This window comes from Trabulsiella odontotermitis, from assembly GCF_001297775.1.
GTDB lineage: Bacteria > Pseudomonadota > Gammaproteobacteria > Enterobacterales > Enterobacteriaceae > Trabulsiella > Trabulsiella odontotermitis.
Map to the genome: position 1 here is coordinate 166699 of NZ_LIFX01000009.1, position 12846 is coordinate 179544.

The 12846-nt window shown below is 54.0% G+C and carries 12 protein-coding genes; 5 read left to right on the forward strand and 7 right to left on the reverse strand.

The window, feature by feature from the left end; translation table 11 throughout:
* Positions 1-150: 150 nt before the first annotated feature.
* Positions 151-2202: a peptidyl-dipeptidase Dcp gene (dcp, locus tag AOY23_RS13580; RefSeq protein WP_054180192.1), complete on the reverse strand. Its 2052-nt coding sequence runs from the start codon at positions 2200-2202 to the stop codon at positions 151-153.
* Positions 2203-2345: 143 nt separating this feature from the next.
* On the opposite strand from dcp, the gene ydfG reads away from it, so the two are divergent.
* Both ydfG and AOY23_RS13590 read left to right on the forward strand, forming a co-directional pair.
* The gene (gene ydfG, locus AOY23_RS13585; protein WP_054180144.1) at positions 2346-3092 is read left to right on the forward strand and encodes a bifunctional NADP-dependent 3-hydroxy acid dehydrogenase/3-hydroxypropionate dehydrogenase YdfG; all 747 of its coding nucleotides are present in this window, start codon (positions 2346-2348) and stop codon (positions 3090-3092) included.
* 90 nt (positions 3093-3182) lie between these two features.
* Complete coding sequence (locus tag AOY23_RS13590; RefSeq protein WP_054180145.1) at positions 3183-3869, forward strand: GntR family transcriptional regulator; 687 nt, start codon at positions 3183-3185, stop codon at positions 3867-3869.
* Positions 3870-3912: 43 nt separating this feature from the next.
* Here AOY23_RS13590 and AOY23_RS13595 read toward each other — a convergent pair whose 3' ends face one another.
* The 4 genes from AOY23_RS13595 to manD form a co-directional block, all read right to left on the reverse strand.
* Positions 3913-5373: a mannitol dehydrogenase family protein gene (locus tag AOY23_RS13595; protein ID WP_054180146.1), complete on the reverse strand. Its 1461-nt coding sequence runs from the start codon at positions 5371-5373 to the stop codon at positions 3913-3915.
* 165 nt (positions 5374-5538) lie between these two features.
* Positions 5539-7083, reverse strand: a complete 1545-nt coding sequence (locus tag AOY23_RS13600) for an MFS transporter (RefSeq protein ID WP_054180147.1) — start codon at positions 7081-7083, stop codon at positions 5539-5541.
* Positions 7084-7110: 27 nt separating this feature from the next.
* Entirely contained in the window at positions 7111-8517 is a 1407-nt protein-coding gene (gene uxaC / locus AOY23_RS13605; RefSeq protein ID WP_054180148.1) for a glucuronate isomerase, read from the reverse strand.
* Between the two features lie 13 nt (positions 8518-8530).
* Entirely contained in the window at positions 8531-9745 is a 1215-nt protein-coding gene (manD, locus tag AOY23_RS13610) for a D-mannonate dehydratase ManD (protein ID WP_054180149.1), read from the reverse strand.
* Positions 9746-9980: 235 nt separating this feature from the next.
* Here manD and AOY23_RS13615 point away from each other — a divergent pair, with 235 nt between their 5' ends.
* Both AOY23_RS13615 and speG read left to right on the forward strand, forming a co-directional pair.
* Positions 9981-10322, forward strand: coding sequence for a DUF1283 family protein (locus AOY23_RS13615; protein ID WP_054180150.1), 342 nt, complete (start codon positions 9981-9983; stop codon positions 10320-10322).
* Between the two features lie 58 nt (positions 10323-10380).
* Positions 10381-10938, forward strand: coding sequence for a spermidine N1-acetyltransferase (speG, locus tag AOY23_RS13620; protein WP_054180151.1), 558 nt, complete (start codon positions 10381-10383; stop codon positions 10936-10938).
* On the opposite strand, the gene AOY23_RS13625 is transcribed toward speG, so the two are convergent.
* On the reverse strand, positions 10932-11642 hold the full coding sequence (locus AOY23_RS13625) for a YnfC family lipoprotein (RefSeq protein ID WP_081005604.1): 711 nt from the start codon (positions 11640-11642) through the stop codon (positions 10932-10934). The genes speG and AOY23_RS13625 overlap by 7 nt on opposite strands.
* A 147-nt stretch (positions 11643-11789) precedes the next feature.
* On the opposite strand from AOY23_RS13625, the gene AOY23_RS13630 reads away from it, so the two are divergent.
* Positions 11790-12041 (forward strand): DUF1161 domain-containing protein, encoded by a 252-nt coding sequence (locus AOY23_RS13630; RefSeq protein ID WP_054180152.1) that lies wholly within the window; start codon positions 11790-11792, stop codon positions 12039-12041.
* Between the two features lie 89 nt (positions 12042-12130).
* Here AOY23_RS13630 and bioD read toward each other — a convergent pair whose 3' ends face one another.
* Positions 12131-12826 carry a dethiobiotin synthase gene (gene bioD / locus AOY23_RS13635; RefSeq protein ID WP_054180153.1) on the reverse strand — a complete coding sequence of 232 codons (696 nt, stop codon included), beginning with the start codon at positions 12824-12826 and terminating at the stop codon, positions 12131-12133.
* Positions 12827-12846: the final 20 nt, after the last annotated feature.

Consider the following 12846-nt stretch of genomic DNA (forward strand, 5'->3'; position numbering starts at 1 on the left):
CAAAAAAAACCGCCAGTGACTGGCGGCAAATGCTTGCATGGATAGATTCGTTTTTTACTTTTCGCACAAACCCTCTTTTCCGTGTGGCGTTTATGCGATCAGCACTACGCTATCATGCGTATCTTCAATAGAGTCTAAACGACGGCAGTATTATGCCTCGTCGCTTAATCCCCGGTTTTTCAGCATCGGTTCGATAGCCGGATCGTGACCGCGCCATGTGCGGTACAGCGCTTCCAGATCTTCGCTGTTGCCCCGGGAAAGGATCGCTTCGCGAAAACGCTGGCCGTTTTCCCGGCTCAAACCACCCTGTTCGACAAACCACTGGTAGCCATCGTCCGCCAGCATTTGCGTCCACAAATAGGCGTAATAGCCCGCCGCATAGCCGCCACCAAAAATGTGGGCAAAATAGCTGCTGCGATAGCGCGGCGGTACCGCCTCAAGCAGCAGGTTTTCCGCCCGCAACGCCGTCTCTTCAAACTGCACCACATCCCCAGGCAGCGTCTGCGTTTGCAGACTGTGCCAGTGCATATCCAGCAGCGCCGCGCTCAGCAGCTCCGTCATGTCATAACCTTTGTTGAAGGTCGCGGCGCGGAACACACTGTCGCGCAGCGCATCCGGCATCGGCTCCCCACTCTGGTAATGACGGGCGTAATGGGCAAACACCTGCGGTTCGCTGGCCCAGTGTTCGTTGATCTGCGACGGAAACTCGACAAAATCGCGCGGCGTGCGGGTGCCGGACAACCCCGGATAGCGTTGTTCGGCAAACAGCCCGTGTAGCGCATGGCCAAACTCATGAAACATCGTAATGACGTCATCCCAGGAGAGCAGCGCGGCGCATCCGGCGGCAGGCTTCTGGTAATTGCAGACGTTGTAAATCACCGGGCGCGCGTCGAGCAGCGTCGATTGCTGGACAAAGTTATCCATCCACGCGCCGCCGGATTTCGAATCACGGGCAAAAAAATCGCCATAGAACAGCGCCAGCCCTTCACCATTCGCATCAAATATTTCCCAGACGCGGACATCCGGGTGATACACGGGAATATCCGGGCGCTCAACAAAACGCAGGCCGAACAGCTGCGAGGCCGCCCAGAATACGCCGTCATGCAGTACCCGGTTGAGTTCGAAATAGGGTTTAATCTGGCTTTCATCAAGGGCGTATTTCGCCCGGCGCACCTGCTCGCTGTAGAACAGCCAGTCCCACGCCTGAACCGTAAAGCGGCCCTGTTGATCGTCGATCACCTTCTGGATGTCGGCCTGTTCCGCCAGTGCACGATGACGTGCCGCAGGCGCGATTTTACGCATAAAGTCCAGCGCCGCCTGCGGCGTTTTCGCCATCTGATCGGCAATGCTCCAGCTGGCATAATCGTCAAAACCGAGCAGCTCCGCCTGGCGGGCGCGAACGGCGACGATCTTCAGTACCAGCTCGCGCGTATCGTTGGCATCCCCTTTCAGATTGCGCATTTTGCCCGCGTTGAACAGGTTTTCCCGCGTCTGCCTGTCGGTCAGTGCCGCCAGCGCCGGTTGTTGCGTGGTGTTGGTCAGCGTCAGCAGCCAGCGATCGTTCAGTCCTTTCGCCTGCGCGGCTTCTTTGGCGGCGGTAATGTCGTCATCGGACAGCCCGTCAAGTTGATGGCGGTAATCCACCACCAGTCCGCCCGCTTTGACGGCGGCCAGCAGTCGCTGACTGAACTGGCTGCTGAGTGTGGCGATTTGCGTATTAAGCGCTTTCAACTCGCGTTTCTGCTCTGCCGGAAGCGTCGCCCCGGCCAGTAAAAATTGCTGTCTGACCACCTCGGTCAGGCGTAAGGATTCCGCATCCAGCCCCAGCGAATCCCGCTGTTGCCAGACTGTTTCGACCCGGCTGAACAGCGCATCATTGAGATAAATATCGTTCGCCAGTTCGGCAAGCTCCGCCGAAAAGGCTTCATCCAGTTGCTGGAGTGTGTCGTTGGTATTGGCCGACGCCATCGCGAAAAAGACCTGCGTCACCCGGGACAGCATCTCGCCGCTCTTTTCCAGCGCCTCGAAGGTATTGGTAAACGTCGCGGGCGCCGGGTTACTGGCAATTGCCGCAATCTCTGCCCGTTTGTGGCGCACACCTTCATCAAAGGCCGGACGGTAGTGGCTGTCCTCGATGCGGTCAAACGGCGGCGCCTGATACGGCAACAGGCTGGCTTCGAAAAAGGGGTTATTTGCAGGCATCATCTTCTCCCGGAATTTCAGTACATTGCCCAGAGTAGGCGTCACCTGCGAAAACCGCAATGCTTTCGCCGCTGGCATACTTTTTCACCCGTGCCAGATCGTGCTATGGTAGTACGACATAAAAAGCGTTGAGGAACAGTGAGATGATTGTACTGGTAACCGGAGCAACTGCAGGTTTTGGTGAATGCATTACTCGTCGTTTTGTCGCCAACGGGCATAAAGTGATTGCCACGGGCCGTCGCCAGGAGCGTTTGCAGGAATTAAAAGAGGCGCTGGGCGACAATGTGCTGACCGCTCAACTGGACGTGCGCAATCGCGCCGCCATCGAAGAGATGATCGCTAACCTCCCTGCCGACTGGCGCGACATCGATGTTCTGGTGAACAACGCCGGTCTGGCGCTTGGCATGGAGCCTGCGCATAAGGCCAGCGTGGAAGACTGGGAAACGATGATCGACACCAATAACAAAGGGCTGGTTTACATGACCCGCGCGGTGCTGCCGGGCATGGTGGCGCGCAACCGCGGTCACATTATCAACATCGGTTCGACCGCGGGTAGCTGGCCGTATGCCGGTGGCAACGTGTATGGCGCCACAAAAGCGTTCGTTCGTCAGTTCAGCCTGAATCTGCGCACCGACCTGCATGGCACGGCGATCCGTGTGACGGACGTTGAGCCTGGCCTCGTGGGCGGAACCGAATTCTCCAACGTACGTTTCAAAGGCGACGACGCGAAAGCGGATAAGACCTACGAAAATACCACGGCGCTCTCCGCCGAAGACGTGACGGAAACCGTTTGGTGGGTGGCGACACTGCCAAAACATGTCAACATCAACACGGTCGAAATGATGCCGGTCAGCCAGTCCTTCGCCGGTCTGAACGTCCATCGTTCCTGATAATCCCCCTGCCCGGCGTCTCGCCGGGTATGGGCGTGATGATGAATTAAGCGTAAAATAGCGCTGTTATTTACCAGAAAGTAAGAGCCAATGGCCGTCGAAACGCAACTGAACCCAACACAGCCCGTAAATCAGCAAATCTACCGGATTTTGCGCCGGGATATTGTGCATTGCCTGATCCCGCCGGGAACGCCGCTGTCAGAAAAGGACGTCTCCGTGCGCTTTGATGTGTCGCGCCAGCCGGTGCGGGAAGCGTTTATCAAACTGGCTGAAAACGGCCTGATTCAGATCCGCCCCCAGCGTGGCAGCTACGTCAATAAAATCTCCCTCTCCCAGGTCCGTAACGGCTGTTTTGTCCGTCAGGCTATTGAGCGCGCCGTTGTTCGTCGCGCGGCTGGCATGATTAACGATGCCCAGTGCTACCAGCTGGAGAAAAACCTGCAACAGCAGCGTATTGCCATCGACCACCACCAGATCAACGATTTTTTCCAGCTTGATGATGAATTTCATCAGACGCTGTCAGGCATTGCCGACTGCCAGCTGGCGTGGGATACCATCGAAAACATTAAAGCCACCATTGACCGGGTGCGCTACATGAGTCTGGATCACATCTCCTCGCCGGAAATGTTGCTGCGTCAGCACCACGATATTTTCGCCGCGCTGGAAAAGCGCGATGCCGACGCCGTGGAGAATGCCATGGCGTTGCATCTGCATGAAATCAGCGAATCGGTGTTGTTGATAAAACAAGAAAACAGCGACTGGTTTAGCGAAGAGTAAAAAGCAAAACCCCCTCAGCGAGGGGGTTTTTACTGGCTGACGCTTAGCGTTTAGCGAACTGCGCAACGGTGGCTTTGGCGCCTTTTTCCAGCAGCAACAGATAAGCCGAGGTGACGTTTTTGACGAACGCGCTTTCCAGCGGCAATTCTTTGCCGAAGACAGCCTCGATACCGAGCAGCGCCTGAACGCGCGCTTCCCCTTCCTGGCTCTCTTTTACCGCTTGTTGAATCACCGGCAGCAATGGATCGCACACTTCAATGGCGTTCCCTTGTTCATCCACACCACCGACGTAACACATCCAGCCCGCCACGCCGAGCGCCAGTAAATCAAAGCTGCTCTGATGGGCAAGGTGCCAGCGTACGGAATCCAGCATACGCTGCGGCAGTTTCTGGCTGCCGTCCATCGCGATCTGCCAGGTACGGTGACGCAGCGCCGGGTTGCTGTAGCGTTCAATCAAGAGATCTGCATAGTGCGCGAGATCCACGCCCTTCACTTTCAGCGTTGGTGCCTGCTCTTTCAACATCAGGGTATGCGCGGCGTGACGGTAGTTTTCGTCTTCCATGCAATCATTGATGTGCTGATAACCCGCCAGATAGCCCAGATACGCGAGGAATGAGTGACTGCCGTTGAGCATCCGCAGTTTCATCTCTTCAAACGGGATAACATCTTTCACCAGCTCAGCACCGGCTTTTTCCCACGCCGGACGCCCCGCCACGAAATTGTCTTCAATCACCCACTGACGGAACGGTTCACAGGCCACACCGGCCGGATCGCGCACGCCAGTGATGTGCTCAATTTTGTCCAGCGCGTCGGCGGTAACGGCAGGCACAATGCGGTCAACCATGGTCGACGGGAACGTGACGTTTTTCTCGATCCACGCGGCCAGTTCTTTATCGACGGCGCGTGCGTACGCGCAAACCACATTGCGCATTACATGGCCGTTTTCCGGCATGTTGTCGCAGGACATCACGCTGAACGCCGGAAGACCGGCCGCTTTACGACGCGCCAGCGCTTCCACCACCACGCCCGGCGCTGACTTCGGCTGATGCGGATTTTGCAGGTCAGCGGCAATTAACGGGTGATCGAGCATCAGTTCCCCGGTCGCCGGTGAATGGCAATACCCTTTTTCGGTAATGGTCAGCGAGACGATCGCCACCTGCGGCTCGCACATCGCCGCCAGCACAGTTTCCAGACCATCGACCTGTGCGTGCAGCGCCTGTTTCACCACACCCACAACGCGCGCGGTCCAGGCGTCGGCAGACATTTCCGCCACGGTGTAGAGCTTATCCTGCTGATTGAGATCGGCTATCTGCTGTTCGCCGCCGATCAGGTTCACCTCGGTATAGCCCCAGTCACTGCCATGTTCTGCTGCCAGAATATCTGCATATACTGCCTGATGCGCGCGATGGAAAGCGCCAAAACCCAAGTGCACAATACGCGGCACCAGTTTGTTGCGATCGTAGCCAGGAAGTGTTGCCTTAGCCGTCAGTAACGTGTTTTGCATTTTAATACTCACAGTGTAGAAAACGGGTTGCCATACTAGATTAACGAGTGTTTTCGTCGGTGTTTTGACTTACGTTAATTTATTGGTAAGTGGTATAACATCATTTTAAAGTTGTGTGACACCACGACCGTTACACGTCTGGCAACCCAGCCATTATTTCGCCATTCAGCTCAGCGTGGAGGCCTGTTTGACTTCCGGGCTCGCCTGCTGCGTTGCACTGCACCACAGTTTGTCGTAGTTGTAGCCGGTCAAATCCTCAACAATATGGCGTGTTTCGGCGGTAACGTCGGATTTCAGACCATGCGCTTTAAGACGTTCCACTTCATCGACAAAAATCTTGTGAGTGCGTTTGTTCAGGTGGAAAGTCAATGCCTGCCAGAGAGCAATCAACAACAGACCTGCAGTACCGATGAATAACAGCATGGCGATGGTGTTAATGGCTTCCTGTGGCTGCACCTGGCTGCCTTTGACAAAACCACCGCTTTGCAACAGCAGACCGACAACAAACGTGGCGATAGCAACCGTGGTTTTCCGCGAGAATGTCATCACCGCCGCAAACAGCCCTTCACGACGCTGGCGGGTGATCATTTCATCAATATCAGGAATGAACGGGAAAACGTTCCACGGAGTAAATTCCAGTACACAACGCCCGACCTGGTAGACCCCGGCGAGGATCACCAGCAGCATGACTTTGTTATCAGTCGGGAACTGGTAAACCAGGAAGAAACCACCCAGGCACAGCATCATCAGGCTGTAGGCAAAAATGTAGAGTCGTGACGGGCCATATTTGATAATGGCGACCCCTGCCGCGAGCGTGACCGGTAAACCGACGATACTCATCGACAGCAGCGTACCGGCCAGCGACGATGATACATTCAGGCAGTAGACGCAGAAGAAGACAAAGACCGTGTTATAAACATCTTTTCCGGTGAATGAGAAAAGATAGATAGCCAGATGCTTCCGGAACGCTCTGACTTTCAGCGTCGAGGCATATTCTTTAAACAGTCCGCCAAAGGCCGCCAGTTTTTCGTTCAGCGTGCGGGAGGTGCGCGAGTTTTCCAGCTCCGCTTTCATTTCCGGTGTTAACTCGCGTTCCCAGGTGACTTTCCAGGAGACCAGCACACAGAGCATGAACAGCACCGCAAAGACAATGCCGTTGATCAGATAGGCATTAGCGTTGTGCTCGCCAAAGTAATTGATGAGCAGCCCTGGAATAAAGGTCGCCAGGAAGGTCCCTGAGGCGGAAAGGAACATGCGGCAGGTGGAGAGTTTGGTCCGCGAGTTGAAATCGCGGGTCATCTCAGATGGCAGCGTTTCCCATGGGATCAGCACCATTGCGGCGATGATTTCAAACGCCAGATAGACCGCAAGGTAAAAAGCGTAGTTCATCCCTTCGACCCACAACAAGGCGTAGACCAGCATCAGCGGTGCGCCGATCAGCAGGAAGAAACGACGACGGCCGAATTTTTTACCCAGATAGTTTTTATAGAAATGATCGGTAAAGCTTCCCATAAACAGGCTGACGATCGCATCGACGATACGCGCAATCGCCACAATTGAGGCCGCTTCAACCGGAGAAAGACCGACAAATGTCGTATAGAAATATAACAGCCAGGCGCCAATAACCGTGAATGCGCCACCACCCATAATGTCTGTCAGGCCATAACCGATACTAACGGGAATGGTGATTTTTTTGTTTGTACGGGACATAGTTGTTCTACCCCATCGGATAAGTCGTTAAAAGTTAAAGTAATGACTGGCGTTATCGTGACAAATATTTTTAATCATCCGGGTTAATATCTCCCGGTCGTCAGGAATTTCACCGTGGGCGACCCAGTCACCGATCAGGTTGCATAATATTCTGCGGAAATAGTCATGACGGGTGTAAGAAATAAGACTGCGGGAATCCGTCAGCATTCCGATGAAATTCATCAGCAAACCTTGATCAGCCAGGGTATTTAACTGGTTCTCCATTCCACGACGTGTATCGTTAAACCACCATCCCGATCCAAACTGGATGGGCGATTTCACACCCTCTTCCGCTGACTGGAAATTGGCGATGGTCGAGGCAACCACATCGTTATAGCTGGCGTTTAAGTTATACAGAATGGTCTTCGGTAACTCGTTGCGTTTCGCCAGTGCATCCAGAAATTGATTCAGATTCGCCGCCAGATCGGTTTGATCATTTATGGAGTCGAATCCGCTGTTAATACCGACAGCCTTCAGCATCCTGCTGTTATTATTGCGAATGGCGCCAAAATGAATTTGCATGGCCCATTTCCGCGCCTTGTAGTGGCGGGCAAGCATCAGGAACAGCGCGCTGGTTAGCACATCCTGCTCCGCTGAAGAGAGCGCTTCACCGGCCCGTTTGCGGGTAAACAGGCGTTCGGCTTCACCGGGTTCAGCATCACGAAAACACATCGCCAGCGGGCCGTGGTCGGAAATACGGCAGCCGGATTCATGAAACCAGTCAATTCGTTTTTCAATCGCCTGGCTGAAATCCGCCAGCGAAACGATATTCTGCCCGGTCATGGCGCTTAATTTTTCAATAAACTGAACAAAGCGCTGCGGATCGTTTTCAAATACGTCATCCGGGCGGAACGTCGGCAGGACTTTCGCCGGGAATGAAGCGTCATCACGCAGCAGACGATGATATTCCAGCGAATCCAGCGGTGAATCGGTGGTGCAAATAACTTCCACGTTCGAGCGGGTAATTAACCCTCTCGGTTTAAAATCATCACTGGCTAACTGACGATTACATTGCGACATGATTTCGTGCCAGTTATTCCGGTTCAGCGTCTGGTCAATGCCGAAATAAAATTTCAGCTCCAGATGCGTCCAGTGATATAGCGGATTACCAAAACAGGCTTCTACCGTCTCCGCCCACGCGCGGAATTTTTCCTCCGCGCTGGCATTGCCGGTAATAAAATCTTCGCTGATACCATTGGCGCGCATTGCACGCCATTTATAATGGTCCCCCGCCAGCCAGAGCCGGGTAATATGGTCGAAGGCTTTATTTTCGTAAATCTCTTTCGCATCCAGATGACAATGGAAATCGATAATTGGCAGCGCTCGGGCGATATCGCAATACAGTTTCACACCTGGCGCGTTGTTAATCATAAAGCTGTCATTGATAAAGCTCATGATCGTCTCCGGTTTACCAGTTCCACAACGTGCCGTCTTCAAGACGGGCAACGGGCAGACAGGCGGGTTCGTAGGGATATTTCGCGGCGAGTTTTTCATCGAATTCGATGCCGATGCCCGGCTTGTCGCCCGGATGCATATAGCCGTTATCGAAGGTCCAGCTGTGCGGGAATACTTCCAGCATTTGTTCGGAATACCCCATGTATTCCTGAACGCCAAAGTTCGGCACCCACAAGTCGAAATGCAGCGCGGCGGCCATACAGACTGGCGACAGGTCAGAAGGACCATGCGCACCGGTACGTACCTGGTAAAGTGAGGCGAAATCAGCAATGCGGCGCATGCCGGTGATCCCGCCCGCATGGGTCAGCGTGGTGCGGATGTAGTCAATCAGTTGCTCTTCGATAAGCTGTTTGCAATCCCAGATGCTGTTAAAGATTTCCCCGACGGCAATCGGCGTCACGGTGTGCTGGCGAATCAGGCGGAAGCATTCCTGGTTTTCCGCCGGGGTCGGATCTTCCATCCAGAACAGGCGATAATCTTCGATGCTCTTGCCAAAGCGCGCGGCTTCAATCGGCGTCAGACGGTGGTGCATGTCATGAAGCAGATGTTCGTGGAAACCAAATTTTTCGCGCACGGCCTCGAACAGTTTCGGTGTGAAATCGAGGTATTTTTCCGTCGACCACAGTTGTTCGTCCGGCCAGGCGCCTTTGGTTGCCGGTTCGTAAGCCAGCCCTTTCCCCTTCGCCATGCCATACGTGGTTTTCATCCCCGGAATGCCGCACTGCACGCGGATCGCTTTAAATCCCATCTCCTTATGGCGCGCGTAATCATCCAGCACGTCGTCGATGGTATGACCGGTGGTGTGGCAATAAACCATCACGCCGTCACGCGATGCCCCGCCCAGCAACTGGTAAAGCGGCATGTTGGCGGCTTTCGCTTTGATATCCCAGAGCGCCATATCAATCGCCGAGATGGCGGACATGGTGACCGGCCCGCGGCGCCAGTACGCGCCTTTATAGAAGAACTGCCAGATATCTTCGATGCGCCGCGCGTCGCGGCCGATCAGCTGCGGACACAGGTGATCTTTGAGATAGGATGCCACCGACAGCTCGCGCCCGTTCAGCGTGGCATCACCCAGTCCGACAATGCCGTCCTCGGTGGTGATTTTCAGTGTGACAAAGTTACGACCCGGGCAGGTGACAAAAACATCAGCACCAACGATTTTCATTTTTTTCGATCCTTACATCTCAGCGGTTAATGCCGAAACTTTATGCATTTGCCTACTACCATACAAGTATATTGATCACAAAAATGACATCGCCCTGGATTATTTTTCAGATTCTCTGCCACCCTTCCCGGCCCAGCGGTGATGCGCTGTCTGACATTAACTACTGCGTTTTCTGGCGAGAATGTTGTAAACTTTGCACAGGGATTAACCGCATTCATCACCAAAGGAAACCGCAATGAAAATTACGCTTAGCAAACGCCTGTGCCTTGCGGCAATGCTGACGCTGGGTGCCCTCGGGTACACGACTTCCTCTTTTGCCGAAACCAACAAACTGGTTATTGAATCCGGTGACAGCGCGCTGAGCCGTCAGGAAGCGGCGATGCAAAAAGAACAGTGGGGAGACACCCGCTCGTTACGCCAGAAAGTGAATAAACGCGCTGAAAAAGAGTTCGATAAAGCCGATGTGGCGTTTGATGCCCGCGATAAATGCGAGCAGAGCGCCAACCTGAATGCCTACTGGGAACCTAATACCCTTCGCTGCCTCGATCGTTCAACCGGCCGCGCGATCAACCCATAATCCCGACGGGTGCCGACTCCGGCACCCTTTTTACTCGTTGTCACAGTAAGGATTTTTCATGGCTGACGCCTGGACTATCAAGCTACGCCCGCTTGAGCGCGAAGACCTGCGCTTTGTTCATCAACTCGACAACAACGCCAGCGTCATGCGCTACTGGTTTGAAGAGCCGTACGAAGCCTTCGTCGAACTCTCTGACCTGTACGACAAACACATCCACGATCAGAGCGAGCGTCGGTTCGTGGTGGAGTGCAATGGTGAGAACGCCGGTCTGGTTGAACTGGTCGAGATCAATCACGTTCACCGCCGCGCCGAATTTCAGATCATTATTTCCCCGGAATATCAGGGCAAAGGGCTGGCGTCGAGAGCGGCAAAACTGGCGATGGACTACGGCTTTACCGTCCTGAATCTCTACAAGCTCTATTTAATCGTCGATAAAGAAAACGAGAAAGCCATTCACATCTACCGCAAACTGGGCTTTATGGTGGAAGGAGAACTCATCCATGAGTTCTTCATCAATGGTGAATACCGCAACACCATCCGGATGTGTATTTTCCAGCAACAGTATCTTTCCGCGCATAAAACCGGTCACTCGCTGCTGAAACCAACGGCTCAGTAGTATTCAATATTGTTTTTGATGGTGTAATGCCGCGTTACTGGCGGTTTTACGCTTTCGTCAACAATCTGCAAATCACAGTTGATGGGGTTATCGTGGTGATCGTAGTCGCAGCTTTGCTTCACGTTGCCGACCCGCTGCTCATTCAACGTACTGATGGCGGTGTAATCCATCTTTTTACGCTTGTCTTTTGACGGCGTGGCAACCACCGACAGATGCTCATTCTTCACGTCGGTGGTTTTCCCCAGCGGATAACCATCGCTGTCGTAACGATAGGTAATGTGCATATCTTTTCCGCTCGCGGAAACGACAAACCCGTTGTCATCGGTGTCCCATGTCACGCCTGAAGCGGGCAACGCCGCCAGCTGACACTTCCCCTGCAGCCGCAACAATTTTTTCTGCGAGATAGCATCAAGATAATAGTTGGCATCCAGCACCAGCGACGCGCCGGTGTTCTTTTCCAGGTCATGAAACTCCAGCAGGTCGAAGCACCCTTCTTCCGACATTTTGCCGGTCACGTATTTCGACACTTTTCCCTGCGCGTCCATCAGCGTCTGGCTGAAATCTTTCACCGGGCCGCGCAGCGGGTCAAAATCAAACTCGCTGGAAAAGCTCGCCATTTCCGGGGTAAAAGCCGCTGGCGTCGACGAATTATCACAACCCGCTAAAATCAGCGTCACTGGCGCCATCATCAGCAATTTCTTCACGCTTTTTTCCTGTTCGGAGAATTCTCCCGTCAATAGTAACAACTAAACCCCGCTTTCGAACAGTCATCGCGGCAACGTTGTTAACATCGCCCTACGACAGGTTCACTCTGCTATCCTTTGAAGACTATCCAACACAAGGAGGCGAACATGAAATCTGTAAAATGGTTACTGGCTTTATTGATTGCAGCATCCGCGCCCGCGCTGGCGGCCCCCGATTCCTGCGAACGTGTCAAAGACGAGATCGCACAGAAGATCATCAACAACGGCGTTCCGGAGACTGGATTCACCCTTGATATCGTCCCGAACGATCAGGCAGATAAGGCAGGCTCGCAGGTGGTTGGCCACTGTGCTAACGATACCTTTAAAATTCTCTACACCCGTACAAGTGATGCACAGTAATTCGTGACAACGTCACGAACATCTACAATAAAAGAGTGAATGAAGGGAAGTTGCCGGGCAGGCAGAACGCTGCCCGGTGGTTTACGGTGTTACGCGAAAACGCGGTCAACCGCCAGCACGCTGCCGAGAATGGACACATCGACATAATGCGACAGATCGCGCTGTTCGGCGCGAGGCAGATATGGCAGTTCACCGATCAGCGGTGCGGGAAGCTTTTTACTCAGGACTTCAATGATTTCAGCATAATGCGCCAGCCCCGGGTTGATGCGATTCGCCACCCAGCCAATCAGCGGCAGGCCATCATTGGCAATCGCCTGCGCCGTTAACAGCGCGTGGTTGATGCACCCTTCCTGGATCCCCACCACCAGTATGACCGGCAGTTGTTCCTGGACTACCCATTCAGAAAGCGGACGCAAATCGTTCATCAGGCTGCGCCAGCCGCCGGTGCCTTCCACCACGACGTGTTCAACCTGCTGGCTCAACTGCGCCAGCCCGTTCGACAGCAACGAATAATTAATCGGGCCACTGTGCGCAACGCTGCTTTCCTCTTCGCTGAAAGCCAGCGGATTGACCGCCGCATACGGCAATTCTGGCGTGGAGACGCTTTGTAGCACCAGCGCGTCTTTATTGCGCAGCCCGTCTGGCGTCTCTTTACTGCCTTTCGCAACCGGTTTATACCCTGCGACGCTTTTGCCACTGGCAGCCAGCGCCTGCAGCAGTGCGCGAGAAACGACCGTTTTCCCGACCGCAGTATCAGTTCCCGTTACAAAGAAACGCTTAAGCATCACTAACTCCACAGTTATGC